Origin of the sequence: Rhizobium sp. NFR03, from assembly GCF_900111275.1 — a bacterium.
In the GTDB taxonomy this organism is placed as follows: domain Bacteria; phylum Pseudomonadota; class Alphaproteobacteria; order Rhizobiales; family Rhizobiaceae; genus Ferranicluibacter.
In genome coordinates this window covers 211,108-237,505 of sequence record NZ_FOGR01000001.1, presented here as the reverse complement: position 1 = coordinate 237,505, position 26,398 = coordinate 211,108, and the positions used below count along the sequence as shown (strand labels likewise).

The window sequence follows — 26,398 nt, the reverse complement described above, 5'->3', positions numbered from 1 at the left end:
CGCAATGCATCGCTTGGCGGCACCGGGTCACATTTGCTCCGATAATCACGTGCATGAGGAAAAGAATACGCGAGGCTGAGGGCTGGCGGATTTCTGTTTCTTCAATTTGCGCGTAGGATGGGCGATATCTACCCGAACCCTGAAAGGACAGATCCCCCATCGTCATGAGCGAGCAACTGACCGTATTCCCGGCTTTTTTTCGCGTTGCGCAGAAGTGCGTGGCGGTGTTCGGCAATGGCGACGAGGCCTATGCCAAGGTTCGCCTGCTTCTGAACACGCAGGCGCGGATCGTCGCGTATGCCGACGATGCCGAGGCGGATTATGCACATTTCCTGACGGACAAGGGGATCTCCCGCATTGCTGCGCCGTTCGACGCGGCGCAGGTCGAAGGCGCTGTTCTGGTGTTTGCCGCGACGGGTGACGCCGCCGAGGACCGGAAAATTGTGGCGGCAGCGCGTAGCGCGCGCATTCCCGCCAATGCCGTGGACCAGCCGGAGCATTGCGATTTTCTGACGCCAGCGCTCGTCAACCGCGCGCCTGTCGCCGTGGCGATCGGCACGGAGGGCGCGGGGCCGATCCTCGCGCAGATGATCCGGGCGCAGATCGACCAGCTGCTTCAGCCGTCGCTCGGCAACCTCGCGGCGCTTGCGCAGTCCTACCGGATCGCCGCCGAGAAGCTTTTGCCGCGCGGGGCGCCGCGCCGCCAGTTCTGGAAGAGGTTCTTTACCGGCGGCGTTGCCGCGCATGTGGCTGCCAACGACGTTTCCGCCGCGCGCCGCGAGGCGACGCGCCTGTTGAAGGCCGGCAGCGTGGTCGAGGGCCGCGTCTATCTGGTGGGCGCCGGACCGGGTGCCGAGGACCTGCTGACGCTGCGTGCCCAGCGGGTGATGATGGAAGCGGACGTGCTCGTTTACGATGCGCTGGTGCCGCAGGCGATCGTGGATATGGGGCGGCGCGACGCCGAGCGGCTGTCGGTCGGAAAGCGCAAGGGCTGCCATTCGAAGTCTCAGGATGAGATCAACCAGCTGCTGGTGCGTCTCGGCCGCGAAGGCAAGAGGGTCGTGCGTCTGAAGTCCGGCGATCCCCTGGTCTATGGCCGGGCGGGCGAGGAGATGGCGGCGCTGCGGGAAGCGGGTATCGGCTACGAGATCGTGCCGGGCATCACCTCCGCCTTCGCCGCGGCTGCCGATTTCGAGCTGCCGCTGACACTGCGCGGCGTGGCATCGTCGCTGATCTTCACCACCGGCCACGATCTCGCCGGCGACGTGCTGCCCGACTGGGCGCGACTGGCGGTCTCCGGCGCGACGATCTCCGTCTATATGGGGCGCACCGTCGCCGCCTCGGTCGCCGCACGGCTGATGGCTGCCGGGCTGCACCGGGACACAACGGTGGCCGTGGTGGAAAATGCCAGCCGGGCCGACCGGCGGCTGCTGCACGGGACGCTCTGCGAACTGCCGGGGCTGGAGACGCGGGACGATCTGGACGGGCCGGTGATGGTCATCATCGGCGATGCGGTGGCGGGTGCTAATTTCGAGCGGTCCGAGCCGCTGTCGCAGCGGACTTCGGCGCAACTGGCGACGCCGTCTGCGGCGCAGCGGGCAGACCAACATGACGTGCAAGGAGCATGACGATGAGTGACAAGGTTCTGACGGCCAACCGACTGTCCGACGGTATTTCCGTCTGGCTGGATGCGGCCGGCAACTGGGGCGAGAGCCTGCAGGATGCCTTTATCGCGCGTCATGCCGAGGCGGTGACGGCACTGGAAGCGGCGGGCAAGGCAGCCTTTGCCGACAACAAGGTCGTCGACGTCAACGTGATCGAGGTGGTGGAAGTGGATGGCGTGCTGCGGCCTCAGCGGCTGCGGGAGCGGATCCGCGCGGAAGGGCCGACGATGGACTATGCGCCGGGCTACAAGGGCCTGCACCACGTGGCGGCGGTTCAACCCGCGGGATAAATCTCCCGCTGCATTGCTTTTCCTCAGGCCGGGCCTGGTTTAAGGAGATGCGCAAGCGGGTCAGGAGATATGCGCGATCTTCGCCGGGGTTCCGGCGGGGCGTCTCGCTCGAAAAGCGTGGCCTTCACGGCTTCAAGGAACAGACAAACGATGTATCGCTACGACGAATTCGATCATGCTTTCGTATCCGCCCGCGTGGAGCAGTTTCGCGATCAGGTGGAACGTCGCCTGTCCGGCGAGCTTGCCGAGGACGCGTTCAAGCCGCTGCGGCTGATGAACGGCGTGTATCTGCAATTGCACGCTTACATGCTGCGCGTCGCCATTCCCTATGGCACGCTGAACGGCCGGCAGATGCGGATGCTGGCGCATATCGCGCGAAAGTATGATCGGGGCTACGGGCATTTCACCACGCGGCAGAACATCCAGTACAACTGGCCGGCCCTTTCCGACACGCCGAACATTCTCGCCGACCTCGCGAGCGTCGAGATGCATGCCATCCAGACCTCGGGCAACTGCATTCGGAACGTGACGGCCGACCACTTTGCCGGTGCTGCCGCCGACGAGGTCGCCGACCCCCGGCCTTACGCGGAGATCCTGCGGCAGTGGTCGTCGGTGCATCCGGAGTTCTCGTTCCTGCCGCGCAAGTTCAAGATTGCCGTGACGGGGGCCGAGCGCGACCGCGCCGCCATCCAGGTGCACGATATCGGCCTGCACCTGAAGAAGGACGAGGCGGGCCGCATCGGCTTTGCCGTGTATGTCGGCGGCGGGCAGGGGCGCACGCCGATGATCGCCAAGAAGATCCGCGATTTCCTGCCGGAAGAGGATCTGCTCTCCTACACCACGGCGATCATGCGCGTGTACAACCTGCATGGCCGGCGGGACAACAAGTACAAGGCGCGCATCAAGATCCTCGTGCACGAGACCGGCGCCGAGGTGCTGGCGGGCCAAGTGGAGCAGGAATTCCTGCAGCTGAAGAACACCGAACTGAAGCTGCCCGACGCCGATATCGCCGCGATCTCCGCCTATTTCGCGCCGCCGGCGCTGGGTGAGCGTCCCGAGGGCTGGGCGAACCTTGCGAGCTGGAAGAAGGCCGATCCGGATTTCGCCCGCTGGGTGCACCAGAACGTGGCGCCGCACAAGAACCCCGACTATGGCATGGTGACGATCTCGCTCAAACCCATCGGCGGCATTCCGGGCGACGCGACCGACGTGCAGATGGAAGCCGTTGCCGATATTGCCGAGGAGTATGCTTTCGACGAGATCCGCATCAGCCACGAGCAGAACATCATCCTGCCGCATGTGGCGCTGGCCGATCTCGAGGCCGTCTATCGCGGCCTGGTGGCGACGGGGCTGGCGACGGCGAATGCCGGGCTGATCACCGACATCATTGCCTGTCCCGGGCTCGACTACTGCGCGCTGGCGAACGCCCGCTCCATTCCGGTGGCGCAGGAGATTTCCACGCGCTTCGGCGATCCGGACCGTCAGGCCGATATCGGCGAGCTGAAGATCAAGATCTCCGGCTGCATCAATGCCTGCGGCCACCACCATGTCGGTCATATCGGCCTGCTGGGCGTGGAGAAGAAGGGGGCCGAGCTTTACCAGATCACGCTGGGCGGCTCCGGCGACGAGACGACTTCGATCGGCGAGATCATCGGACGCGGCTTCGAGCCGGAGAAGGTGACCGATGCGGTGGAGACCATCGTCGACACGTATTTGGGCCTCCGGCTCTCGAAGGAGGAGACTTTCCTCGCCGCCTATCGCCGGGTGGGGCCGCAGCCCTTCAAGGACGCGCTGTACGGCGCCAAGGAACAGGAAGCCGCCTGAGATGACGCAGATCTGGAAGACGACCGGTTTCGTGACCGACGATGCGTGGGTTCTCGAGGCAGAGGTTCCCGAGACCGGGGAGACGCAGGCCGGCTCGAACGAGCGCGCGATCCATGGGCTGATGACCTTCATCGAAAAGGCCGAAGCCGGTGAGACCGGGCTTGGTGTGCTTATCAACCCGGCGGACGACGTGACGCGGCTTCAGCCTTATCTCGACCACATCGCGCTTGTCGCCGTCGCCTTTCCCGCCTTCAACGACGGGCGGGCCTTCAGCCATGCCTCGCTGTTGCGGACGCGGCTGAAGTTCGACGGGGAGATCCGCGCCATCGGCGACGTGCTGATCGACCAGGTGCCGCTGATGCTGCGCTGTGGCATCGACAGCTTTGCCGTGACCAATGCGACGGCGCTGAAGCGGCTCGGGGAAGGGCGGCTGCCCGGTATCGACAACCACTACCAGCCAACGGCGCGGCCCTCTCCGGAAGCCGGCTCCTACAGCTGGCGGCGGGTTTCCTGATCCGGCCTGTTCATCTGCGGCGATGTGGAGGCGGGGATGCCGCGCGGCAATCTCCGCTCCGGCCGTATTTTGAAATGGAATTGCTTTCCTTGGGCGCCGGTTTGGAATATTCCGCGCATGAAAACCTGAGAGGCGCAGTCAGCCTTTCGCTCGCTCCGTTTCGGGCTCCGGCTCGACCTGCCTACGAGGATGAGACGCAAACATGAATGCTCCGGCCAAGACCGAGGATTTCGCCGCAACCGTACCGGCCGGCGTATTTGCCGAGACCGTGACGAGCGTCACGCATTATACCGACCGCCTGTTCCGCTTTCGCATGACGCGACCGGCTGGCTTCCGTTTCCGCTCGGGCGAGTTCGCGATGATCGGCCTGATGGTGGACGGCAAGCCTGTCTATCGCGCCTATTCGATCGCCAGCCCTGCCTGGGATGAGGAGCTTGAGTTCTTCTCAATCAAGGTGCCGGACGGTCCGCTGACCTCGCATCTCCAGGCTATCAAGCCCGGCGATCAGGTGCTGATGCGCAAGAAGCCGACGGGTACGCTGGTGCTGGACGCGCTGACGCCCGGCAAGCGGCTCTATATGTTTTCGACCGGCACCGGTATTGCGCCCTTTGCCAGCCTGATCCGCGAACCGGAAACCTTCGAGAAGTTCGACGAGGTCATCCTGACGCATACGACACGTGATGTGGCCGAGCTGAAATATGGCTTCGACCTGATCGAGGAAATCCGCAATCACGAGTTCCTGGCCGAAGTGGTGGGGGACAAGCTGCGCCACTACGCGACGGCGACGCGCGAGGACTATCCCTTCCGTGGCCGCATCACGGACCTTATCCGCAACGGCAAGCTCTTCTCCGACCTCGGCGTTCCCGCCTTCGACCCTCTGATCGACCGCGGCATGATCTGCGGCTCGACCGAGATGCTGAAGGACACGAAGCTGCTGCTCGAAGAGGCGGGATTGACCGAAGGCGCGAACAACAAGCCGGGCGAATTCGTGATCGAACGGGCGTTCGTCGGGTAATTTTACTGAGCTGAGGAAGAGGGCGCTGGACATGCAGCGCGCCTTTTATCCGGCTGCTGCCAGGCGGGGCTCTTACGGTGGCTAGACAGGCCCTCGCTGGCCTGCCGGTCATCTACCCCCAAGGGGGAGACGCCTCGTGACGCTCGTTCCACGGTCAAGACCGCGTCTGCAGAAGCGTTGCCAGAGGCTTAAGGCTCACGGAGCACGAGTGGCCGCCGTACCTGCAAGGCTCGTAGCAGCCCCTCATCCGGCTGCCGCCACCTTCTCCCCGCCAAGCGGGGCGAAGGGACTTGTGGCGCTGCCTCATGTCATGTTGACGCTCGAACGGGCCATGTCTCTCATCTCCGCCAAGCGGGGAGCGGGTTAGGGCGCGCACGGCCTCGTCAGACGATGAAATCGCCCGTGTGCAGGCTCAGGCGGTCGTCGAAATAGATGGCGAGATCCGGGGTGCCGTCTCCGTTGAGATCGCCGTAGACGGTGGTCGTGGACTTGAGCGTCGTGGTGCGGAGTTCGCCGCCGGTGCTGCTGAAGGCGCTCGTGCCGATGAACCGGAAATGCTGTACGCCGTCGAGCAGGAGATTGGCATCGATGCCGGACAGGTCGATCCGGTCGCCACCGCCGGCCGAAAAGTCGGTGATCGTGTCGCGCTGTTTCACAGCCGTTTGCGACTCCGTCCAACTGACATAGACGAAGGTATCCGCGCCCGCTCCGCCCGTCAGGATATCGCTGCCGGCTCCGCCGATCAGGATGTCGTTACCGTTGCCGCCGCTCAGCCGGTCGTTGCCCTTGCCGCCATCGATGCGGTTGGCGGCGTTGTCTCCGGTCAGCGTATCGGCAAATGTCGACCCATTCAAATTCTCGATCGACCGGAACGTGTCTCCCGCCGCAAAGCCCTTGTTTCCGCCCGGCTTGAGCAGGCTCGCCGTAACGGCGCCGGTTGCATCGAGATAGGATGCGGTGTCGATGCCGTTGCCGCCGTCAAGCAGATCGGCCCCGGCGCCACCGATGAGGATGTCGTTTCCGTTCAGCGCTAAAATGGTGTCCTTGCCGGCATTGCCGGAGAGAACATTGGCAATTTCATTGCCCACGATGCGATCGTTGCCGGAGCCGGCTCTGACGTTCTCGATCAGCGAGGCGGTGTTTCCGTCGTGCAGAAAGGCATTGAAGATGTTGCCGCGGGCATGGCCGCCATTCGGGCCGCCGCCGAGATCGGCGAGCTGCGCCTTGTCGAACACGGAAAAGCCGCCGGCGCGCAGATCGATCGAGAGATTGGTCTTGTATGCCGTCAGGTCGAACGTATCCTTGCCGCCACCGTCCCAGAGGGTCGCGAAGATCGTGTTCGCGCCGGGGGAGATGGCGGTCTGTCCGTCGATGATCGTTACGCCGGCCTTCGGCGTCCAGCGATAGACCGTGTCTCCCGACATGACGCTGTAGTCGGCGCCGTACATGGTCTGCAAGGCCGCGATATCCAGAGCCATGAACGTCTGCGGCGCATCGTACGGGCCGTAGGTATAGCCGTCGAGCGATGCTCCGATGTAGGCCTTGTATGTCATCACCGTGAATTCGACGCTGTCCACATTCCGGGGCAGGGCGGCGTTTTCCTCCGCTTCGTGCCCATGCTTCAGGCCGAGCGCGTGGCCGAGCTCGTGGACAAGCGTGTGCCAGGCATAATTGCCGGCCTTCGGCTTGAGGTAATCGAGATCCGTTCCCGCATATTCGTCGCCGAACCAGATGTCGCCCGAGACGGATGAAGGGCCGGGGTAGAAGGCAAAGGCTGTGGGGTTGGCAGCGTCCGAGCCGGCGAAACGCAAGGTGGCGTCCGCAGGATTGCCGCGTCTCATGTCAAGAAGTGTGAAGCCTTCCAGAGAGAAGCCATCATCGGCCGCGTTGCCGCTGGATTGCTCCATGATGAACAAGGCTGCGCCGACCTGCTGCTGCGAGACGGGAGAGAAGCTCCCGAGGACATCGCCATCGTCGTCATAGTCGTAGTCGGTCCGGGAGGTTGGGAAGGCGTAGGTCAGAACCCCGCCGCTCCAGGCATCATTTGAAAGGATGCCATCGATATTCGCATTGCCCGTCGCCAAGATCGTCGTCGACGGTGTCTTGATGCCTGTCATTTCCCCACTCCCTCCGGAAGAGACACGGCTCTTCCCCCATTCAGCCGCCGAGACGTTCTGCGTACTTCCGACGGACGTCATCCGCGCGCATGTCTCCACCCCGTTCCGTCAGCATAAGGATGTTCGGAATTAAGCTCAAGCGGCGCGTCACCGGCGCGACGGGCAAAAGCGTGTCGTGGTTTCGCGATGATGACAGGCGTCGGGAAATGCGATGAAAGCCTGTCGCGTGAAATCTTTTTCACGCAACAGGCTTCAGCGCGATTGTCGCAGCGTCAGTGCAGGATCTGGCTGAGGAACAGCTTGGTGCGCTCGTGCTGGGGGTTGTCGAAGAACTCGGCGGGCGCGTTCTGTTCGACGATCTGGCCCTGGTCCATGAAGATGACGCGGTTGGCGACCTGACGGGCGAAGCCCATTTCGTGGGTGACGCAGAGCATGGTCATGCCTTCCTCGGCAAGGCTGACCATGGTGTCGAGCACTTCCTTGACCATTTCCGGATCGAGCGCGGAGGTCGGCTCGTCGAAGAGGAGGATCTTCGGCTTCATGCAGAGCGCGCGGGCGATGGCCACGCGCTGCTGCTGCCCGCCGGAGAGCTGGCCAGGATACTTGTTGGCCTGCTCGGGAATCTTGACGCGTTGCAGATAGTGCATCGCGATTTCCTCGGCCTGCTTCTTCGGCATCTTGCGCACCCAGATGGGGGCGAGCGTGCAGTTTTCGAGGATCGTCAAATGCGGGAAGAGGTTGAAGTGCTGGAACACCATGCCGACTTCGCGGCGGACCTCGTCGATCTTCTTCAGATCGTTGGTCAGCTCGATGCCGTCGACGAAGATGTTGCCCTTCTGGTGCTCTTCCAGCCGGTTGATGCAGCGGATCATCGTCGATTTGCCGGAGCCCGATGGGCCGGCGATGACGATGCGCTCGCCGCGCATGACCTTCAGGTTGATGTCACGCAAGACGTGGAAATCGCCGTACCACTTGTTCATGCCGATGATTTCGATGGCGACGTCGGTGGAGGAGACGGACAGATTCTGGGCAGCTTGAGCCATTGGTGATCCCCGATTTATCGTTTGTGGCCGGTATCGAGACGACGCTCGACGGAGGCTGAGTAGCGTGACATGCCGAAGCAAAAGATCCAGAAGACGAAACCTGCAAAAATCAGGCCGGTCAAGGGTGTAACAGGCGTGCTCCACCCGCTGTCGCCGAAGCTGGCCTTCACGATGCCGAGCAGGTCGTACATCGAGATGATGGTGACGAGTGAGGTATCCTTGAACAGGCCGATGAAGGTGTTGACGATGCCGGGAATGACCAGCTTGATCGCCTGCGGCAGGATGATGAAGGTGGTCTTGTGGAAGTAGCTGAGGCCGAGCGCATCGGCCGCTTCATACTGACCCTTCGGAATGGCCTGCAGGCCGCCGCGAATGACCTCCGCCATATAGGCGGCGGCGAAGATGGAAACGCCGATCAGCGCGCGCAGGAACTTGTCGACCGGCGTGCCCGGCGGCAGGAACATCGGCAGGAGAACGCTCGCCATGAACAGCACGGTGATGAGCGGCACGCCGCGAACGAACTCGATGAAGAGGACGCTGGCCGTCTTGACGATCGGCATTTCCGACCGCCGGCCGAGCGCCAGCACGATACCGAGCGGCAGGGACACCACGATGCCGACGAACGACAGGATCAGGGTGACCATCAACCCGCCCCAGAGCGACGTCTCGACATGCGACAGGCCGAACCACCCGCCGACCAGCAGGAAGAAGGCGACCAGCGGCATGACGAACAGAAGCAGGATGGCGTTCAGGCCCTTGCGCGGCACTTTCGCCATCAGGAAGGGTACGAGAAGGCCGACGGCGAGTGCGAGGACCAGCAGCGGACGCCAGAGCTGGTCGCGCGGGTAGGAGCCGAACATGAACTGGACGAAGCGGTCGTTGACATAGGCCCAGCAGGCCCCTGTCCAGCCATCCGGCTGGATGCCGCCCTGCGCCGCCGTGGTGCAGACCGAGCGGTCGGCGCCGGTCCAGACGGCGGAGAGGAACAGCCAGTCGATGGCGCCCGGCAGGTAGTACAGCACCGCGATGATGGCGATGAGGGACAGGGCGCTGTCGGTCGGCGTCGCGAACATATTCTTCCGCAGCCAGCCGACGGCGGAGGAGTCCGTGGTCGGAGGCTTTTCGGGCGCGATGAAGTCGTGACGGACAAAAGCGATATTCTTGGCCATCTCAGCGCTCCACAAGTGACATTTTGGCGTTGAACCAGTTCATGATGACCGAGGTGATCAGGCTGATCGAGACATAGATCAGCATCCAGATGGAGATGATCTCGATCGAGCGGCCCGACTGGTTGAGAATGGTGTTGCCGACCGCGACCAGATCCGGAAAGCCGACGGCGACGGCCAGCGACGAGTTCTTGATCAGGTTGAGAAACTGCGAGGACAGAGGCGGGATGATGATCCGCATCGCCTGTGGCAGCACGACAAGGCGGGTGGTGAGGCCCGAGCGCAGGCCGAGCGCATAGGAGGCTTCCGTCTGCCCGGTGGAGACGCCGCGAATACCCGCCCGCACGATCTCGGCGATGAACGAGGCGGTGTAGAACGACAGCGACAGGTAGAGCGCCAGGAATTCCGGGCCGATGACCGTGCCGCCACGCATGTTGAACGAGCCGGGGATGGGATAATCCAGCGTCATCGGACTGCCGAGCAGGAAGAAGACGAGGATGGGAAGGGCCACGATCAGGCCGAGATTGACGATAAGGACGGGCGGCCGGATGCCGGTTTTCAGCTGGTGCGCATTGGCCCACAGGGTAAAGCCGATGGCGGCGACGATGCCGAGCGCGAAAGCGGCGAGAACATAGCCGAAGCCGTCGCCGGCAATGGGCGCCGGGAAATAGATGCCGCGATTGCTGACGAAGAACACGGCACCGGGATTGTCCTTCACATGCTGGAAGATGGTGCGGATGCTCGGCAGCAGCGCCAGAACCCCGAGATACCAGAAGAAGATGACGAGCAGCGGCGGAATGTTGCGGAAGACCTCGACGTAGATCGTGCAGAGCTTGGCGATCAGCCAGTTCTTCGACAGGCGGCCGATGCCGACGAGAAGGCCGACGATGGTTGCCGTGATGATGCCGAAGAAAGCGACCAGCAATGTGTTGAGCAAGCCGACCTTGAGCGCCTCGAAATAGGTCGAATCAGCCGAATAGGAGATCAGCGATTCGCCGATATCGAAGCCGGCGCGGCTGTTGAGAAAGCCGAAGCCGCTGGCCATTCCCGAACTTGCCAGATTGGCGGCGACGTTCCTCACCGCGAAATAGATGGACCCGACGACGACGGTCAGAATCACGATCTGGAAGAGGATGCTTCGGAAGACGGGATTGTAGATGAGCGACGCGGTCGGTCGATCCTCGCCGCCCCGTATCTGGACGTCGTTTGCTGCCATTCACATATCCCCTGTCGGTCACCCTTTTGTCCGGGTGTTCACGTCAAATGAGAAGAGGCGGGACAGGCCCGCCTCTTCGTTTTCTTCCGGTTAGCGGATCGGCGGTGCGTACTGCAGGCCGCCCTTGTTCCACAGCGCGTTCAGGCCGCGTTCGATCTTGAGCGGCGAGCCCTGACCGACGTTGCGCTCGAACACTTCGCCGTAATTGCCGACGGCCTTGATGATCTGGACGGCCCAATCCTTGGGCAGGCCGAGATCGGCGCCGAGCGTGCTGTTGGCTTCTTCGCCGAGGAAGCGCTTGATGTCCGGGTTCTCGGACTTCTTCATCTCTTCGACATTCGCCTGCGTGATGCCGAATTCTTCCGCCGTGATCATGGCGTAGTGCGTGAAGGAGACGACGTCGAACCACTTCGAATCGTTCTGGCGAACGGCCGGTCCGAGAGGCTCCTTGGAGATGATTTCCGGAAGAACGACGTGATCGTCCGGGTTCGCCATCTTCAGGCGGATCGAGTAGAGGCCCGACTGGTCGGTGGTGTAGACGTCGCAACGGCCGGCATTGTAGGCAGCGTCGGCTTCGTCCTGCGCTTCGAACACGACGGGCTTGAATTCCATCTTGTTGGCGCGGAAGTAGTCGGCGAGGTTGAGCTCGGTGGTCGTGCCGGACTGGACGCAGACGGAGGCGCCGTTCAGTTCGAGCGCCGACTTCACGCCGAGTTCCTTCTTCACCATGAAGCCCTGGCCGTCATAGTAGTTGACGGGGCGGAAGTCGAAGCCGAGCTGGCTGTCGCGGCTTGCGCTCCAGGTCGTGTTGCGGGCGAGCATGTCGATTTCGCCGGACTGCAGCGCGGGGAAACGGTCCTTGGCGGACAGGGGCGTGAACTTGACCTTGGTCGCATCGCCGAAGACGGCAGCGGCAACGCCCTTGCAGAGGTCGGCGTCGAGGCCGGTCCAGTTGCCGGAAGAGTCCTGAGCGCCGAAGCCGGCGAGGTTGGAGCCGTTCACGCCGCACTGCACGAAGCCCTTGGCCTTCACGTCATCGAGCGTGCCGGCGGACGCTGCATGGGCACCGAAACCCAGGACAGCCGCGCCGATCACGATCGGGAGAATTTTCTTTGCCATTCTTTAGACCCTTTTTCTGTTTCTTGTCGCTCTCACCCTGGCCACCGTTAGGCTTGCCGGAAGAAGCGCCCCCGCCACCCTCCTGGCGCGAGTGGGTCTATCTCATTCGTAAAACCGGGACGGGTCAAGTGACGTTGCCGAATTTCTAGGCCGTTCCAACATTATCACCTATTCTGCCTCTTTTCTAAACCGATACTGTTGGCGAGTGCAGTGTCCTGCGTAAATTCTAGGCAATTCCGGAGTAAGCCCGAGATAACCTTCCATCATGGGCTTGACCGCTGCGTCGGGCTCGCCCGAAAAGGGGTGCCTGAAACGGTGCGCGTAAGGCGTGCCGGCCGGCAGAATTCATGCGGATAACGGGATACGGTCTGGCCGCATTTCGGGGAAGAAAAGGACGGACGACATGAGCGACAAGCAGGATTTTCTGGCGACGGCGGGCGTGAATACGCGGCTGGCGCATACGGGAAATGTGCCGTCCGAATATCACGGCTTCGTCAACCCGCCGGTCGTGCGGGCGTCCACCGTGCTGTTTCCCGATGCGCGGACAATGGAGACGCGGGCGCAGACATACACCTATGGCACGCGTGGCACGCCGACGACGGATGCCCTGTGCGAAGCGATCGATGCGCTTGAGGGGTCTGCCGGCACGATTCTCGTTCCGAGCGGGCTGGCAGCCGTGACCGTGCCGTTCCTGGCCTTCCTCTCATCCGGCGATCACGCGCTGATCGTCGACAGCGTCTACTTCCCGACGCGCCATTTCTGCGACACGATGCTGAAGCGGATGGGCGTGACGGTCGAATATTACGATCCCGCCATCGGCGCCGGCATCGAGGCGCTCATCCGCCCGAACACGCGGCTGGTGCACACCGAGGCGCCGGGCTCCAACACGTTCGAGATGCAGGATATCTCGGCCATCTCGGGGGTCGCGCACAAGCATGGCTGCGTCGTCACGATGGACAATACCTGGGCGACGCCGCTTTATTTCAAGCCGCTCGATCATGGCGTCGATATCTCGATCCATGCGGCGACGAAATATCCGAGCGGGCATTCCGACATTCTGATGGGCACGGTTTCCGCCAATGCCAAGCACTGGGAACAGCTGCACGAGGCGACGATCACGCTCGGTATCTGCGGTTCTCCGGACGACAGCTACCAGATCCTGCGCGGGCTGCGGACCATGGGCGTGCGGCTGGAGCGGCACCAGGAAAGCGCGCTGAACCTCGCCCGCTGGCTGGAGGAGCACGAGGATGTTGCGCGGGTGCTGCATCCGGCACTGCCGAGTTTTCCGGGCCACGACATCTGGAAGCGCGATTTCACCGGGGCGAGCGGTATCTTCTCCTTCGTGCTCAAGGTGGATGATCCGGCACAGGTCAAGGCGCGTGCGCATGCGTTTCTCGATGCGCTCTCGTTCTTCGGGCTCGGTTATTCCTGGGGCGGGTATGAGAGCCTCGCGCTCGTCGTCGGCCTCTCGGACCGCACGATCTGCAAGCAGCCCGCCGAGGGACCGGTAATCCGGCTTCAGATCGGGCTTGAGGACGTGCCGGATCTGCGGCGGGATCTGGAAGCCGGATTTGCGGCGGCTGCGGCGGTCAGCGCCTAGAGTATTTCCGGTGAACACGGGTTCACCGGAAATACTCTGTCCTCTTGTTTCCTCCGCATTGTCCGACGCCGAAGCGATCCCGCTTCGGCTGGAAATGCTCTAGGACAACAGGCCGGGGAGGCGGTGGCCGTAGAGCCAGTCGAAATCTTCGGCCAGCCGCTCCGGTGTGCGCAGCGATAGAACGAAATTCCGACCAACACGGACGGGGCCGGATGCGTGGTAGGCGAAGCGGTTGAAGGCGCCGCGGGCGCGGACCTTTTCGATGCGGGGCTTGCGGCTCTCCACGAAGCTGTCGAGGGCGCTGCGGATGTCGATCCTGTGCGTGAGGGCGTTGGCCAGAGCTTCGGCAAGCGCTGCGGCATCCTCGATGGCCATGGCGGCGCCTTGGGCGGCAAACGGCATCATGGCGTGAGCGGCATCGCCGATGAGAACGCGGGTGCCGTCGTGCCACGGGCCGTCCGAGACCTCATAAAGCGGCCAGGCACCGAGCGGATCGGCCGATTCGAGGGCGGCGAGGAGCGCGGGGCTCCATCCGGCAAAGAGATCGGCGACGGCGGCGCGGGTCACAGCCTTTCCAGCTTCCGATTCGGCCGATGCGCGCCCGCTGCCGATCGCGACGAGGTTGAGGCCGCCATCGTTTCCCATGGGGTAGGCGACGAGGTGGGCGTTTCGGCCGAGATAGGCGGTGACCACGGTGGGATCGAAAGGCGGCGGCACCGGCCTGCGTGGCGGGAGGGTCAGCCGCCATGCGACATTGCCGGAGAAGCGTGCGGTGGCTGGATGCGAGGACAGCGGGCCGGAGATGCTATCGCGGACTTTGGAGCGGACACCGTCGGCGCCGACGATGAGGTCGGGCATTTCGCCCGTGTGACGGGCGATGGCTGCCGGGGTGTGGTCGCCGAGGGATACGCCGAGATGCAGGCGGCAGAGCGGATGCGCCCGGACGGCATCTGCCAGCGTGCGCTGGAGATCTGCCCTCGATATGACGGCGTAGGGCGCGCCCCAACGGCGGCGGGCGAAGGCCCCGGAGGGGACGGTCGCGAGCGTCTGAAGGCTGCGGCCATCGGCAAGACGAATCTCGTCCGGCTCGAACCAGAATGCGCGGAGCGTATCGGTCAGGCCAAGAGCTTGAAGGATGCGGGTGGCGTTGGGCGAAAGCTGAATGCCGGCACCAACCGCATCAAGGCTCTCAGCGCGCTCCAGGACATCGACGGCGATGCCCCTGGCGGCCATCGCCAATGCGCTGGTCAGGCCGGCGATGCCTGCACCGACGATCGCGACCTTAAGCTGCGGAAGGCTGCCATCGGCGGGCGCCGGATGTGGCATCCCGCGGGCGCCGGATCAGGCCGCCTTCGTCTGGAACAGGCAGCCGGTCGGGCGGGTTTCATCCATCTTCAGCGCGCCATTGAAGCGGAAGAGGGTCGAGCAGTAGGAACAGACCTTCTCGTTGTCGTCGCCCATATCGAGATAGATGTGCGGATGGTCGTAGGGCACGGAGGCGCCGGTGCACATGAATTCCTTGACGCCGACCTCGATCACCGCGTGACCGCCATCGTTCTGGAAATGAGGAATACCGTGCCCGGCCATGTCGTTCTCCACTGTCTCGTCTGTCTGTCGCGTCTATCTGGCGCGCCGGGGCGTCAATTCGGTCCGGGCGCTTTCGGAGCGGACATTAGGCCGGTTTGGCGGAAAAAGGTAGACGATTGCCGGCAGGCAACCGCGTTTTTTGCACGGCACGGGTTTTTTCGCGCGGCGGCGGGCAGTAAGGGAGACGGATGACATGAGGGGACCCGCTGAAATGGATCTGTCGCCGCCACCATTTTCGAGCTTTCGCCATGAAGGGCTCGATATCGCTTACTTCGACGCGGGAGATCCGGCCGGCGTGCCGGTGCTGCTGATCCATGGCTTCGCATCGTCGGCAAACGTCAACTGGGTGTTTCCCGGTTGGCTGAAAACGCTGGGCGATGCCGGCTACCGGGTGATCGCGCTCGACAATCGCGGCCACGGCGCCAGCAGCAAGCCGACCGATCCGGCGCTCTATCACCCCGATGCCATGGCGGGCGATGCCGCGGCCCTGCTGACGCATCTCGGGCTCGGTTCCGCGCATGTCATGGGTTACTCGATGGGTGCGCGGGTATCGGCATTTCTGGCGCTTTCCCATCCCGACCGGGTGCGTACGCTGGTGCTCGGCGGCCTCGGCATCGGCATGGTGACGGGCGTGGGCGACTGGGACCCGATCGCGGACGCGCTGCTGGCGCCGTCGCTCGATGATGTCACCCATGAGCGCGGGCGGATGTTCCGCATGTTCGCCGACCAGACGAAGAGCGACAAAAGAGCGCTTGCCGCCTGCATCGCGACATCGCGCGAGCTTCTGACCGAGGCCGAAATGGGCCGGATCGACGTGCCGACCCTGATCGGCGTCGGGACGAAGGACGACATCGCAGGCTCGGGGCAGGCGCTTGCCGATCTGATGCCGCAGGCGGTCGCCATCGACATTCCCAACCGCGACCACATGCTCGCCGTCGGCGACCGCGTGTTCAAGAAGGCGGTTCTGGCGTTTCTGGCGGAGAACGAGCCGGGCGACTAGGAACGGATCAGGCCGGGAACGAAGAAGGCTGACGACCCCCCATTTAAAATCGCGTGGAACTGCCCTATTGTGACGGGGTCTGTTTGGAAACCCGGAGGCGGTATCTCCGGTTTCCAAGCGGACCCTGACAACCCCATCCGCAGGCAAGATGCGGCCGCGAAGGAGTGCGACATGGTCGCCAGGACTGATACGATGATGGACATGCGTGCGAACGATACCGTCAAGACGATGGATCCGATCTGGGACAGCCTGCAGGATGAGGCGCGGCATGCAGCACTTCAGGAGCCGATGCTCGCTGCGTTCTTCTATTCCACCATCATCAACCAGCGCTCGCTGGAGGAAAGCGTCATCCACCGGATCGGGCAGAGGCTCGATCATGCGGATCTCGATGCGAGCCTCCTGCGGCAGGCCTTTCTGGACATGGCGGAAGACTGGCCGGAATGGGCCAGCATCCTTCGCGTCGATATACAGGCCGTCTACGATCGCGACCCCGCCTGCACCCGCTTCATGGAGGTCATCCTCTATTTCAAGGGTTTCCACGCCATCCAGACGCATCGGCTTGCCCACTGGCTGCTGATGCGCGGACGGCGCGACCTCGCGCTCTACCTGCAAAGCCGCTCGTCCTCCGTGTTCCAGACCGACATCAACCCCGGCGCGCGGATCGGCAAGGGGATCTTCCTCGATCATGCGACGGGCCTCGTCGTCGGCGAAACCGCCGTCATCGGCGACAATGTTTCGATCCTGCACGGGGTGACGCTGGGCGGCACCGGCAAGGAAGGCAGCGACCGCCATCCGAAGATCGGCAACGGCGTGCTGATCGGCGCGGGGGCGAAGATTCTCGGCAACATCCATGTCGGCCAGTGTTCGCGTGTCGCGGCAGGCTCCGTCGTGCTGAAGCCGGTTCCCCCCAAGGTAACCGTTGCCGGCGTTCCGGCACGGGTGGTGGGCGAGGCGGGCTGCTCTGAGCCTTCACGCTCGATGGATCAGGTGCTGCAAAGTTTCGAGATCTGACGGCGGACGCGTTTTTTCGGGAACATGTGCTCCTTGCGCAGCTTGTGTAACGGCTGCCATCGCCGTCGATGCAGGGTTTACAGCCGTTGGGGCTTCATGAGAGAAGCCCCGCACTTCAAACTGCTAGGAGACACGACTTGAAGCCTGAAGACATCAAGAAACTCGAAGCCTACTTCAAGCGCATTTTCAACCCGCAGATCGTCGTCAAGGCGCGTCCGAAAAAGGACGAGTCGGCCGAGGTCTATCTCGGAGACGAGTTCCTGGGTGTGGTGTTTCGCGACGAAGAAGACGGAGAACTGTCGTTCAGCTTCTCCATGGCGATCCTCGATATCGACCTCTGAGGTTTCTGTCGAAAACCGAAGTTCATTTATATCTCGCCCGGCTGGCCACGTGCAAGCCGGGCTTTCTCTTGTCTGGAGCACATCGACCGATCACGAAATGGTGCGCCGCGGGGCGAAACTTGACTTTATTGTGCACTGCACCTAAACTCCTGCCATCACAGACATCAGGAGGAATGTGCATGTTCAATTTTTCGGATGCCGGTTTTGCCGGAAAAGACGCCATGGAAGCGATGACGAAGAACTACGCTGCCATGACCAAGGGTTTTCAGGCGATTGCCATGGAAGCGGCGGAATACTCCAAGAAGAGCTTCGAGGAGAGCGTGGCGCATATGCAGAAGCTGACCGGCGTGCGCAGCGTCGAGGCCGCTGTCGAGTTGCAGACCGCCTTCCTCAAGTCCTCCTATGAGGGTTACGTCTCCGAAGCCACCAAGCTTGGCGGCATGTATACGGACCTCGCCAAGGACAGCTACAAGCCTTACGAAGCGCCGATGGCGCAGGCGGCAAACGCCATGCAGGCGGCCACCAAGGCGGCGGCTGCCTGATCGCGACATAGCGAAGGCCTCACGGCCTTTTGACATATACAAGCCGGTTGCGGGCGCCGCGGCCGGCTTTTTTGCGTCCGGTTCGTTCCTATATGTGGCTCGACCCTGGTTTCGCGAGCCCGCTTTTCACGTAAGGATGACAAAAACCATCAAACTTGGACGCGTGGTTCGAATATCGTTGCAGTGGGATGGAACGGGCTTAAAATCGCCGAGAGACACACTATCTGATGTGTCATGGAATGGTCGCAATGGGCTCCCAAGCTTTGCGATCCGACGAGGGAATGAAGACGAATGATCGCTCTGCCGATCCGGATGGCCAGGGGTGGCGAAGGGAACAGCGATACCAATCGCGGCACCTCGGTCATAACTAGGACGAAGACACAGACCAAGAAGCCGAGCCTGTACCGCGTGCTGCTTCTGAACGACGACTATACGCCGATGGAGTTCGTCATCCACGTGCTGGAGCGTTTCTTCCAGAAGGATACCGAAGCGGCGACACTGATCATGCTGAGTGTCCACAACCATGGCGTCGGAGAATGCGGCGTCTTCACCTACGAAGTAGCCGAAACCAAAGTGACGCAAGTGATGGATTTCGCCCGTCAGCATCAGCATCCGCTGCAATGCGTCATGGAAAAGAAATGAGGATCCGACGTGCCAACATTTTCGACTAGCCTTGAAAAGGCGCTGCACCAGGCTCTGACGCTGGCCAATGAGCGCCACCACGAATATGCGACACTCGAACACCTGCTGCTGGCGTTGATCGACGATGGCGATGCGGCTGCCGTCATGGGCGCCTGCAACGTCAATCTCGATGCCCTGCGCAAGACGGTGTCCGACTATGTCGACAACGAACTCGGCAACCTGATCACCGGGTATGACGAGGACAGCAAGCCGACAGCCGGTTTCCAGCGCGTCATCCAGCGCGCGGTCATCCATGTGCAGTCTTCGGGCCGCGAGGAAGTGACGGGCGCGAACGTGCTCGTCGCGATCTTTGCCGAGCGCGAAAGCCACGCGGCCTATTTCCTGCAGGAGCAGGAGATGACGCGCTACGACGCCGTCAACTTCATCAGCCACGGCATCGGCAAGCGTCCGGGCTCTTCCGAACCGCGCAGCCCGCGCGGCGCGGATGACACCGACGAGGCGCCGAAGGCTGCGCGCGACCAGGAAGAGGGCGGGCCCAAGAAGCCGCAGGACGCCCTGACCGCCTATTGCGTCAACCTCAACGAGAAGGCCAAGGTCGGCAAGATCGACCCGCTGATCGGCCGCCACACCGAGGTCAACCGCACGATCCAGGTCCTGTGCCGCCGCTCCAAGAACAACCCGCTTTATGTGGGCGATCCGGGCGTCGGCAAGACGGCGATCGCCGAAGGCCTTGCCAAGCGCATCGTCGAGAAGAAGGTGCCGGAAGCGTTGCAGGACGCGACGATCTTCTCGCTCGACATGGGCACGCTGCTCGCCGGCACCCGCTATCGCGGTGATTTCGAGGAACGCCTGAAGCAGGTCGTGAAGGAACTCGAGGAATATCCGGGCGCCGTGCTGTTCATCGACGAAATCCACACCGTCATCGGTGCGGGTGCGACATCGGGCGGCGCGATGGACGCGTCGAACCTCCTGAAGCCTGCTCTGTCCTCGGGCGCGATCCGTTGCATCGGTTCGACCACCTACAAGGAATATCGCCAGTTCTTCGAGAAGGACCGTGCACTGGTGCGCCGCTTCCAGAAGATCGACGTGGTGGAGCCGACGATCGACGACACCATCGAGATCATGAAGGGGCTGAAGCCTTACTTCGAGGACTACCACAAGCTGAAGTATTCGAACGAGGCCATCAAGTCCGCCGTCGAGCTTTCGGCCCGCTACATCAACGACCGCAAGCTGCCGGACAAGGCGATCGACGTGATCGACGAGACCGGTGCGGCCCAGATGCTGCTGCCGCTGAACAAGCGTCGCAAGCTGATCACCGAGAAGGAAATCGAGGCGACCATCGCGACGATGGCCCGCATTCCGCCCAAGACCGTTTCGAAGGATGACGAGACCGTTCTCGCCAATCTCGAAAAGGAACTGCGCTCGGTGGTCTACGGGCAGGATCTCGCCATCGAGGCCCTGTCGTCTGCCATCAAGCTGTCGCGGGCGGGCCTGCGCGAACCGAACAAGCCGATCGGCTCCTACGTCTTCTCCGGCCCGACAGGCGTCGGCAAGACGGAAGTGGCCAAGCAGCTGGCGGCGTCGCTCGGCGTGGAACTGCTGCGGTTCGACATGTCGGAATATATGGAACGCCACACGGTCTCGCGACTGCTCGGCGCACCTCCCGGCTATGTCGGCTTCGACCAGGGCGGCTTGCTGACCGATGGCATCGACCAGCATCCGCATTCGGTTCTGCTGCTCGACGAAATCGAGAAGGCGCATCCGGACCTGTTCAACATCCTGCTGCAGGTCATGGATCATGGCCAGCTGACGGACCATAACGGCAAGAAGATCGACTTCCGCAACGTCATCCTGATCATGACGACCAATGCGGGCGCGTCCGACATGGCCAAGGCCGCTTTCGGCTTCGGCTCGTCCAAGCGCGAGGGCGAGGATGTGGAGGCGCTGAACCGCCTGTTCACGCCCGAGTTCCGCAACCGTCTGGATGCGGTGATCCCGTTCGGCTCGCTGCCGACGCCGGTCATCCATCAGGTCGTGCAGAAGTTCGTCATGCAGCTGGAAACCCAGCTGTCGGAACGCAACGTCACGTTCGACCTGCACGAGGACGCGATCGCCTGGCTGTCCGACAAGGGTTACGACGAGAAGATGGGCGCCCGCCCGCTGTCCCGCGTGATCCAGGAGCACATCAAGAAGCCGCTCGCCGAGGAGATCCTGTTCGGCAAGCTGAAGAAGGGTGGCGTCGTCAAGGTCACCGTCGGCGTGAAGCCGGATGGCAAGAAGGGGCTCATCCTCGAGACGATCTCGGAGACGGCCCGCATCAAGCCGAAGGCCGAGGTGGAGCAGAAGCCCCGCAAGCCGGCCAAGGCTGCCAAGGCCGCGGAAATGGAAACCGTGGGTGCGGACGCCGGGCCGAAGCCGAAAAAGGCCAAGTCCGCCGACACCGAGGCGACCGCCGGCACGGATGCCGCAGCCGACGCGGCACCCCGCAAGGGCCGGACGGTGCCGAAGGTTCCGCGGAAGTAAAAGCGGATAGAGAACGAAAAATGCCGGGCCTTGTGCCCGGCATTTTTGTGTGTGGATGATGTGCCGAGCACTCTCTAGTGATGCTTGGGCTTGTCGTTCTCATCTGTACGTCCTGATCACGAACCTGTCTTGCAAGCGGAAATGATGAGCATCATGGGGCGTTCCAGCTCTTCTGCAAGGTCCGGTGTGGCCGCGATCTGGTCTTGCGTGGGTGCGAATTCGGCGATGTGACGCAGCGCGAAGCCGGCTTCGGTCAGGGTGTTGAGCGTGGTCGCGAGCGTGCGGTGGTATTTGAGCACGCCTTTGGCGAACCAGTCCGTGCGGCGCTCGCCTTCCATGGCATAGCCATTGACCGGCCAGGTCTTGCGTCCGTCCTCATCCGCAATCCAGTGCGGGTGCCGGGCTGCCATGAAGATGGGGTGCTCGATGGAGAAGACGAGATCCCCGCCGTCGACCAGCGCTTGCCCGATTGTCGTCACGAGCCTTGGGAAATTCTCGACATAGTGAAAGGCGAGGGCGCTGTAGACCAGATCGAAGCAGGCCTTCGGCAGGGCCAGTGTGTCGAGGTCGGCGATGTGGTAGTCGATCGCCGGGTCCGCTGTGTCGGCCCGCGCCCGTTCGATCATGTTCTCCGAAAGATCGTATCCGTGGACTTCGGCGGCACCCTGCTCGCGCAGCCAGCGCGCCGCCCAGCCGAAACCGCAGCCAAGATCGGCGACGTTCTTGTTTTTCACCGTAGGCAGCATCGCCCGGATGGCGGGCCATTCTGGTGCTCCGTCCAGCCCCTTAACCTGCCTTGGCAACTGGCTGTATCCGTTGAAGAAATCGGCATTGTCGTAGATGTTCTGGGCCATGCTCTCTCTCCGGTGAAGCCTGTTGCGCATGCGTGTGAGCGGTTTTGCAACAATGAGAGGCGTCGAGGCAAGAACGTCAGCCGTCCTCAGCGCCTCTACCGCACAGCCTCGATAACCCGCGCGTCGCTCCTTCTCGCCCACTCGGTCAGTCCGAAGGCGGCGATGCCGGCGAATGCGAGCGCGGTGGCAAGGGCGAAAAGGGTTCCATCGTAGAACGCGCCGAAGAGCGTGGCGAAGAGGGTGGAGACGAGGCTGGAGCCGGAGGCGATGAGGGAGGCGCCGAGGCCTGCCATGTTCCCGAGCGAGCGCATGGCCATGGCGTTGAGATTGCCGAAGAGGATGCCGATGGCGAAGAAGGCGGCAAAGGCCATGGGAAGGAAGGCGGCGAGCGGCGGTCTGCCGGACCAGAGCACGGACACCGCAAGGAGTGAAAGGCCGGCTGCCATCAGGCCGGCATAGCCGGCGCGCGCCATGGTCTCCATGCCGAAACGGTGCACGCATCGCGCATTGACGAAAGAGGCGAGGCCGACGCCGAGGGCAAGCAGGGCGAAGTAGAGCGGGAAGGTCTCGGCAATGCCGTAGATGTCGAAGAAGAGATCGGCGGCTGTTGCGAGATAGAGGAGCTGCGCGCCGAAGACGAGGCCGGTCGCGAGAATGAGACGTGTCACGCGCGCCGATGCGAGGATGCGGGCGGCGTTAGCGAGGAGGGTTTTCGGGCGAAGCGGTATGCGGCGGGCCGGGATCATCGTTTCGGGCTGGCGGCGGAAGAACCAGATGCCGAGAAGGAGCGCGATGGCAAGGTAGGCCGCGAAGATGGCGCGCCAGCCGGCAAGCGCCATGAGACCCTGAGCCAGAAGCGGCGCCAGCATGGGCACGAGGATGAAGAGCGTGAACATGAAGGACAGGATGCGCGCCATGGCATCGCCTTCGAATTGATCGCGGATCATCGCGCGCGTCGCGATCTTCGGACCCGCGACGCCGATGCCCTGAAGGATGCGGCCGAGGACCAGCACGGGAAGCGAGGTGGACTGGAGGGCGACGATGGTGCCAATGGCATAGATGCCGAGGCCGAGGAGGAGCGCCTTTCGGCGACCGATGGCATCCGAGAGGGGCCCAAGGAAGAGTTCGCCGATGGCCATGCCGAAGATGAACAGCGATATGACGGACTGGGTGGACAGCGGCGGCGCGGCAGGCATCTGCGTTCCGATACCGCGAAGCGCCGGCAGAAGGCCATCGATGCTGAGGGCGGTGAGGGATGTCAGGCAGGCGTAGAGAACGATCCGCTCGCGCAGGCTGGTCATGGCCGTCCTTTCCAAAAGATGGTGTTGCGGATCCGTTCAGCCGGGCCAGTGTGTTGATTACGTCATCCGGGATCCCGGCGATAGCGCGCATCGGACGATGCCGGGCGGTCGCCGCAGGTGGCGGGAGGCGCCGAGCTTGTTCCCTTCGCCGCTCAGTCACCGGTGTGATCGCCGCGCCGCATCAAGCGGCAGGCTTCCCGGCAGGAATGGCTTGACGGGGCATCGCCGTCGCGTCATCTGGTCGAGCATAACGGTTCAGGCGCCGCCTGCCGCTGAAAGGCGGCGCGGGTGCGGGGAAAGGGCGGCGTGGCGTATTCAGGGGACGATGGCGAGGGAACGGCCCGGTTCTGGTTCCTGAAGGGTGTGAAGGGCATTTTCAGCCTTCCGGCAACGATCCTGCTGGTGTCCTTCGTGGGCTTTACCGCCTTTGCACAACAGTCCGGCGTGCCGGTGGATCAGGCGGTGTTCATGACGGGAATCGTCTGGGCGCTGCCGGCCAAGCTCATTCTCGTCGGTTCGATCCACTCCGGCGCGAACCTCTTGACGGCCTTCGTGGCGGTGACGCTCTCCTCGATCCGCCTGATGCCGATGGTGGCGGCCTTGATACCGGAGATCCGTGCGGAAAAGACGCGCACCTGGGTCCTGCTGATCGTCTCGCATCTGGTCGCGGTGACGGCCTGGGTGATGGCGATGGAGCGCGTGCAGCATGTGCCGCGGGTGCATCGGGTTACGTATGTGCTTGGTCTCGGCTTGACCCTCGTTCTGGCCAATATGATCGTCGTCGGCGTGCTCTACCAGTATGTCGCAGAGTTCCCGCCGATCGTTGCCGGATGCCTGTTCTTCCTGACGCCGGTCTATTTCCTTACCTCCATCTGGAGCTCCGGGCGTCATCCGGTCATCCATATCGCGCTGGTCGTCGGCCTGCTGCTCGGGCCTCTTGCCACGCTGCTCGCGCCGGATTTCGACCTGCTGCTCTCCGGTATCGTCGGGGGCACGCTGGCCTGGGGCCTCGACGTGCTGCGCCGCCGACGGCTGGACGCACGGGTTTGAAGGAGGGATGGCTATGAACTGGCAACCCGATGCCTGGGGCTATGTCTTCATCGCGATTGCCGGGTTTCTGGCAACGGATCTCTGGCGCTGGCTCGGGGTCGTCGCCGGACGGCGGTTGCGCGAGGATTCGGAGGTTCTCAACTGGGTCCGGGCGGTGGCGACGGCTCTGGTCGCGGGTGTCGTGTCCAAGCTCATCGTCTTCCCGACAGGCGTGCTCGAAAGCTCGCCGCTCTGGCTCCGCGTCGGGTCGATTGCGGTCGGGGCGCTTGCCTTCTTCCTCGGGCGGCAGGTGCCGGCTATCGGCATCGCTTCGGCCATCGCCTTTCTGGGGGCGGGGCTCTATCTTCTCGGGTTCTGACACGAGACGACCTCATACGAAGCGAGTGGGGCCCCATGGCCAAAGACACCTCAGCGATGATCGACGGCCGGCGCGCGCGCCCTGGCGTGGAGCGTCATGCCATCGGAGAACGACAGGGCTCGCGGCCGGGGCCGGTGATGCTCAGCCTTCGCTGGCTGGCCCTCGCCGCGCTCGGCGTGCTGCTCGTCGTCGTCAACCCGCTCGCGGACCGGGCGGCGCAATATAATCGCGACGTGACCATCGGCAGCACGGCGCTCTACGGCACGTTGCGCGTGATGAACTCGGTGATGAGCGTGGCAAAGGATGCGGATGTTACCGGCGGGGTGGGGGTCGCCTCGGTCACCGCAAGCCCGGGACAACTGTTGCAGCCGGTGACCAACACCATCGACCGGATGGCCGATCTCCTGTTCTGGCTCGCTATCTTTTCCGGCGTGCTCTCCACGCTGTTTCTGCCGGTCGCCAAGGTCGCCGCCATCGGGCTTGCCGCCGTATCGGTATTGCGGGCCGGCGTGAGCCTTTCCCGACGCCGCTTGCCGCGCTCTGTGGAGCGGCTGGCGCGTGCCGTTCTGACGCTGTGCCTCCTGGGAGCCGTGGTGCTGCCGCTATCCTATGCCGTGGCGTTCCATGCCGGCGCGCGCATGACGGATAATGCATGGAAGGGCGCGACCGTCGTGTTCGACCGGATCAATGCGGATTACGATGCGGAAGCGGTCGGGCAGATCGATGCATTGAAAGAGACGCAGGCGCCTGCGGCCCCGCAGGCCGCACCGGACACGAGCTTTCTCGGGCGCCTCGGTTCGGCGGTCGATCAGTCGCAATCCGCGATTTCCGGCACGGTCTCTGCGGCGTCCGGTCTGGTGACGTCGCTGACCGAAGGCGTGGCATCGAAAACCAAGGTCATCACCGACGGTATCGCCATCTCCTCCGACCTCTTCACCGCCTCCATCGCCATCGCCGTCTCCTACCTCGTGAAGATCCTGGTAATGCCGCTGCTGATTCTCGGCGCGGCGCTGTATCTGATGCGGGCGGCGTTTCGGTAGGGGTATACGCGCAGACCTCGCGAGACGTCATTCTCGGCTTCGTGCCGAGGATCTGCTGTCGTCCCCGCGAACATCATGGTCCTTCATATCTCGGGCGGTGCAGCAGATGCTCGGGACAGGCCCGAGCATGACGAAAGAGAGCGCGATGCGGTTTCCTCAGCCTAGTGCGGCGCGGAGCTTTTCGGCGTTGGCCTTCAGGATATCGCCATCTTCCATTGTGCCGGAATGGGCGCGCATCGGCTGGCCTTCATGGCGCGGGATGATGTGGACATGGAGGTGGAAGACGGATTGGCCGGCGGGGGCTTCGTTGAACTGCATGATGGTGATGCCGTCGGCCGCGAAAGCCTTTTTGGACGCGATGGCGACTTTCTGCACGGCGGCCATCAGCGCGGGCAGGGTGGCGGGGTCGGCGTCCAGCAGGTTGCGCGAGGGGGCTTTCGGCACGACGAGCGCGTGACCGTCTGCCTGCGGCATGACATCCATGAAGGCAATGACGGCGTCGTCTTCGTAGACGGTGTGGGAGGGGATCTCGCCGCGCAGGATCTTTGCGAAAATATTGTTGGTGTCGTACTGGGTCATGA

At 63.2% G+C, this 26,398-nt stretch carries 25 protein-coding genes; 15 read left to right on the top strand and 10 right to left on the bottom strand.

Annotated elements, in window-relative coordinates; translation table 11 throughout:
- Positions 1-164: 164 nt before the first annotated feature.
- The 5 genes from cysG (at position 165) to BSG19_RS01040 (ending at position 5,307) form a co-directional block, all read left to right on the top strand.
- Complete coding sequence (cysG, locus tag BSG19_RS01060) at positions 165-1,628, top strand: siroheme synthase CysG (RefSeq protein WP_092984049.1); 1,464 nt, start codon at positions 165-167, stop codon at positions 1,626-1,628.
- A 2-nt stretch (positions 1,629-1,630) separates the two neighbouring features.
- Positions 1,631-1,954 (top strand): DUF2849 domain-containing protein, encoded by a 324-nt coding sequence (locus BSG19_RS01055; protein WP_092934081.1) that lies wholly within the window; start codon positions 1,631-1,633, stop codon positions 1,952-1,954.
- Positions 1,955-2,104: 150 nt separating this feature from the next.
- Positions 2,105-3,778: a nitrite/sulfite reductase gene (locus BSG19_RS01050; RefSeq protein ID WP_092984047.1), complete on the top strand. Its 1,674-nt coding sequence runs from the start codon at positions 2,105-2,107 to the stop codon at positions 3,776-3,778.
- 1 nt (position 3,779) lies between these two features.
- The gene (locus tag BSG19_RS01045; RefSeq protein ID WP_092984045.1) at positions 3,780-4,292 is read left to right on the top strand and encodes a DUF934 domain-containing protein; all 513 of its coding nucleotides are present in this window, start codon (positions 3,780-3,782) and stop codon (positions 4,290-4,292) included.
- 202 nt (positions 4,293-4,494) lie between these two features.
- The gene (locus tag BSG19_RS01040) at positions 4,495-5,307 is read left to right on the top strand and encodes a ferredoxin--NADP reductase (RefSeq protein ID WP_092984043.1); all 813 of its coding nucleotides are present in this window, start codon (positions 4,495-4,497) and stop codon (positions 5,305-5,307) included.
- 383 nt (positions 5,308-5,690) lie between these two features.
- Here the strand turns inward: BSG19_RS01040 and BSG19_RS01035 are convergent, their stop codons facing one another.
- From BSG19_RS01035 to BSG19_RS01015, 5 genes are all read right to left on the bottom strand, one after another.
- Entirely contained in the window at positions 5,691-7,424 is a 1,734-nt protein-coding gene (locus BSG19_RS01035) for a M10 family metallopeptidase C-terminal domain-containing protein (RefSeq protein WP_170865819.1), read from the bottom strand.
- Positions 7,425-7,696: 272 nt separating this feature from the next.
- Complete coding sequence (locus BSG19_RS01030) at positions 7,697-8,467, bottom strand: amino acid ABC transporter ATP-binding protein (RefSeq protein ID WP_092984039.1); 771 nt, start codon at positions 8,465-8,467, stop codon at positions 7,697-7,699.
- Between the two features lie 14 nt (positions 8,468-8,481).
- On the bottom strand, positions 8,482-9,636 hold the full coding sequence (locus BSG19_RS01025; RefSeq protein WP_092984037.1) for an amino acid ABC transporter permease: 1,155 nt from the start codon (positions 9,634-9,636) through the stop codon (positions 8,482-8,484).
- 1 nt (position 9,637) lies between these two features.
- Positions 9,638-10,849, bottom strand: coding sequence for an amino acid ABC transporter permease (locus tag BSG19_RS01020; protein ID WP_092984035.1), 1,212 nt, complete (start codon positions 10,847-10,849; stop codon positions 9,638-9,640).
- A 90-nt stretch (positions 10,850-10,939) separates the two neighbouring features.
- Positions 10,940-11,968 carry an amino acid ABC transporter substrate-binding protein gene (locus BSG19_RS01015; RefSeq protein ID WP_092984033.1) on the bottom strand — a complete coding sequence of 343 codons (1,029 nt, stop codon included), beginning with the start codon at positions 11,966-11,968 and terminating at the stop codon, positions 10,940-10,942.
- Between the two features lie 403 nt (positions 11,969-12,371).
- On the opposite strand from BSG19_RS01015, the gene BSG19_RS01010 reads away from it, so the two are divergent.
- The gene (locus BSG19_RS01010; protein WP_092984031.1) at positions 12,372-13,568 is read left to right on the top strand and encodes a cystathionine beta-lyase; all 1,197 of its coding nucleotides are present in this window, start codon (positions 12,372-12,374) and stop codon (positions 13,566-13,568) included.
- Between the two features lie 99 nt (positions 13,569-13,667).
- Here BSG19_RS01010 and BSG19_RS01005 read toward each other — a convergent pair whose 3' ends face one another.
- Entirely contained in the window at positions 13,668-14,894 is a 1,227-nt protein-coding gene (locus BSG19_RS01005; RefSeq protein ID WP_092984029.1) for an FAD-dependent oxidoreductase, read from the bottom strand.
- Positions 14,895-14,909: 15 nt separating this feature from the next.
- Positions 14,910-15,155: a zinc-finger domain-containing protein gene (locus BSG19_RS01000; RefSeq protein ID WP_062473826.1), complete on the bottom strand. Its 246-nt coding sequence runs from the start codon at positions 15,153-15,155 to the stop codon at positions 14,910-14,912.
- Positions 15,156-15,366: 211 nt separating this feature from the next.
- Here BSG19_RS01000 and BSG19_RS00995 point away from each other — a divergent pair, with 211 nt between their 5' ends.
- The 6 genes from BSG19_RS00995 (at position 15,367) to clpA (ending at position 21,214) form a co-directional block, all read left to right on the top strand.
- Complete coding sequence (locus tag BSG19_RS00995) at positions 15,367-16,155, top strand: alpha/beta fold hydrolase (protein ID WP_092984027.1); 789 nt, start codon at positions 15,367-15,369, stop codon at positions 16,153-16,155.
- A 171-nt stretch (positions 16,156-16,326) separates the two neighbouring features.
- Entirely contained in the window at positions 16,327-17,166 is an 840-nt protein-coding gene (gene cysE, locus BSG19_RS00990) for a serine O-acetyltransferase (RefSeq protein ID WP_092984025.1), read from the top strand.
- Between the two features lie 137 nt (positions 17,167-17,303).
- A complete protein-coding gene (locus BSG19_RS00985; protein WP_062473820.1) occupies positions 17,304-17,507 on the top strand; it encodes a DUF3126 family protein in 204 nt (67 codons plus the stop codon).
- A gap of 179 nt (positions 17,508-17,686) precedes the next feature.
- A complete protein-coding gene (locus tag BSG19_RS00980) occupies positions 17,687-18,049 on the top strand; it encodes a phasin family protein (protein WP_092984023.1) in 363 nt (120 codons plus the stop codon).
- 291 nt (positions 18,050-18,340) lie between these two features.
- Positions 18,341-18,691, top strand: a complete 351-nt coding sequence (gene clpS / locus BSG19_RS00975) for an ATP-dependent Clp protease adapter ClpS (RefSeq protein WP_092984021.1) — start codon at positions 18,341-18,343, stop codon at positions 18,689-18,691.
- A 9-nt stretch (positions 18,692-18,700) separates the two neighbouring features.
- Positions 18,701-21,214: an ATP-dependent Clp protease ATP-binding subunit ClpA gene (clpA, locus tag BSG19_RS00970; protein WP_092984019.1), complete on the top strand. Its 2,514-nt coding sequence runs from the start codon at positions 18,701-18,703 to the stop codon at positions 21,212-21,214.
- Positions 21,215-21,330: 116 nt separating this feature from the next.
- Here clpA and BSG19_RS00965 read toward each other — a convergent pair whose 3' ends face one another.
- Positions 21,331-22,068: a class I SAM-dependent methyltransferase gene (locus BSG19_RS00965; RefSeq protein ID WP_092984017.1), complete on the bottom strand. Its 738-nt coding sequence runs from the start codon at positions 22,066-22,068 to the stop codon at positions 21,331-21,333.
- A gap of 95 nt (positions 22,069-22,163) precedes the next feature.
- A complete protein-coding gene (locus BSG19_RS00960; RefSeq protein ID WP_092984015.1) occupies positions 22,164-23,369 on the bottom strand; it encodes an MFS transporter in 1,206 nt (401 codons plus the stop codon).
- 306 nt (positions 23,370-23,675) lie between these two features.
- On the opposite strand from BSG19_RS00960, the gene BSG19_RS00955 reads away from it, so the two are divergent.
- From BSG19_RS00955 to BSG19_RS00945, 3 genes are read left to right on the top strand one after another with little or no spacing between them, the layout of a single operon-like run.
- Entirely contained in the window at positions 23,676-24,419 is a 744-nt protein-coding gene (locus tag BSG19_RS00955) for an AzlC family ABC transporter permease (protein ID WP_092984013.1), read from the top strand.
- Between the two features lie 13 nt (positions 24,420-24,432).
- Positions 24,433-24,777 carry an AzlD domain-containing protein gene (locus BSG19_RS00950; protein WP_092984011.1) on the top strand — a complete coding sequence of 115 codons (345 nt, stop codon included), beginning with the start codon at positions 24,433-24,435 and terminating at the stop codon, positions 24,775-24,777.
- A 35-nt stretch (positions 24,778-24,812) separates the two neighbouring features.
- On the top strand, positions 24,813-25,817 hold the full coding sequence (locus BSG19_RS00945; protein ID WP_092984009.1) for a hypothetical protein: 1,005 nt from the start codon (positions 24,813-24,815) through the stop codon (positions 25,815-25,817).
- 156 nt (positions 25,818-25,973) lie between these two features.
- On the opposite strand, the gene BSG19_RS00940 is transcribed toward BSG19_RS00945, so the two are convergent.
- A complete protein-coding gene (locus BSG19_RS00940; RefSeq protein ID WP_092984007.1) occupies positions 25,974-26,396 on the bottom strand; it encodes an HIT family protein in 423 nt (140 codons plus the stop codon).
- Between the last annotated feature and the right edge of the window lie 2 nt (positions 26,397-26,398).

What these genes read in the sequence shown, in the direction of transcription:
- cysE (WP_092984025.1), top strand. Translation starts at nt 16,327, where the DNA reads ATGGTCGCCAGGACTGATACGATGATGGACATGCGTGCGAACGATACC.
- BSG19_RS01015 (WP_092984033.1), bottom strand. Translation starts at nt 11,968, where the DNA reads ATGGCAAAGAAAATTCTCCCGATCGTGATCGGCGCGGCTGTCCTGGGT.
- BSG19_RS01020 (WP_092984035.1), bottom strand. Translation starts at nt 10,849, where the DNA reads ATGGCAGCAAACGACGTCCAGATACGGGGCGGCGAGGATCGACCGACC.
- BSG19_RS01045 (WP_092984045.1), top strand. Translation starts at nt 3,780, where the DNA reads ATGACGCAGATCTGGAAGACGACCGGTTTCGTGACCGACGATGCGTGG.
- BSG19_RS01005 (WP_092984029.1), bottom strand. Translation starts at nt 14,894, where the DNA reads ATGCCACATCCGGCGCCCGCCGATGGCAGCCTTCCGCAGCTTAAGGTC.
- BSG19_RS01030 (WP_092984039.1), bottom strand. Translation starts at nt 8,467, where the DNA reads ATGGCTCAAGCTGCCCAGAATCTGTCCGTCTCCTCCACCGACGTCGCC.
- BSG19_RS00950 (WP_092984011.1), top strand. Translation starts at nt 24,433, where the DNA reads ATGAACTGGCAACCCGATGCCTGGGGCTATGTCTTCATCGCGATTGCC.
- BSG19_RS01025 (WP_092984037.1), bottom strand. Translation starts at nt 9,636, where the DNA reads ATGGCCAAGAATATCGCTTTTGTCCGTCACGACTTCATCGCGCCCGAA.
- BSG19_RS01050 (WP_092984047.1), top strand. Translation starts at nt 2,105, where the DNA reads ATGTATCGCTACGACGAATTCGATCATGCTTTCGTATCCGCCCGCGTG.
- BSG19_RS01055 (WP_092934081.1), top strand. Translation starts at nt 1,631, where the DNA reads ATGAGTGACAAGGTTCTGACGGCCAACCGACTGTCCGACGGTATTTCC.
- clpS (WP_092984021.1), top strand. Translation starts at nt 18,341, where the DNA reads ATGATCGCTCTGCCGATCCGGATGGCCAGGGGTGGCGAAGGGAACAGC.
- BSG19_RS00980 (WP_092984023.1), top strand. Translation starts at nt 17,687, where the DNA reads ATGTTCAATTTTTCGGATGCCGGTTTTGCCGGAAAAGACGCCATGGAA.
- BSG19_RS00995 (WP_092984027.1), top strand. Translation starts at nt 15,367, where the DNA reads ATGGATCTGTCGCCGCCACCATTTTCGAGCTTTCGCCATGAAGGGCTC.
- BSG19_RS00945 (WP_092984009.1), top strand. Translation starts at nt 24,813, where the DNA reads ATGGCCAAAGACACCTCAGCGATGATCGACGGCCGGCGCGCGCGCCCT.
- BSG19_RS01000 (WP_062473826.1), bottom strand. Translation starts at nt 15,155, where the DNA reads ATGGCCGGGCACGGTATTCCTCATTTCCAGAACGATGGCGGTCACGCG.
- BSG19_RS01010 (WP_092984031.1), top strand. Translation starts at nt 12,372, where the DNA reads ATGAGCGACAAGCAGGATTTTCTGGCGACGGCGGGCGTGAATACGCGG.
- BSG19_RS00960 (WP_092984015.1), bottom strand. Translation starts at nt 23,369, where the DNA reads ATGACCAGCCTGCGCGAGCGGATCGTTCTCTACGCCTGCCTGACATCC.
- BSG19_RS01040 (WP_092984043.1), top strand. Translation starts at nt 4,495, where the DNA reads ATGAATGCTCCGGCCAAGACCGAGGATTTCGCCGCAACCGTACCGGCC.
- BSG19_RS00940 (WP_092984007.1), bottom strand. Translation starts at nt 26,396, where the DNA reads ATGACCCAGTACGACACCAACAATATTTTCGCAAAGATCCTGCGCGGC.
- BSG19_RS01035 (WP_170865819.1), bottom strand. Translation starts at nt 7,424, where the DNA reads ATGACAGGCATCAAGACACCGTCGACGACGATCTTGGCGACGGGCAAT.
- cysG (WP_092984049.1), top strand. Translation starts at nt 165, where the DNA reads ATGAGCGAGCAACTGACCGTATTCCCGGCTTTTTTTCGCGTTGCGCAG.
- BSG19_RS00965 (WP_092984017.1), bottom strand. Translation starts at nt 22,068, where the DNA reads ATGGCCCAGAACATCTACGACAATGCCGATTTCTTCAACGGATACAGC.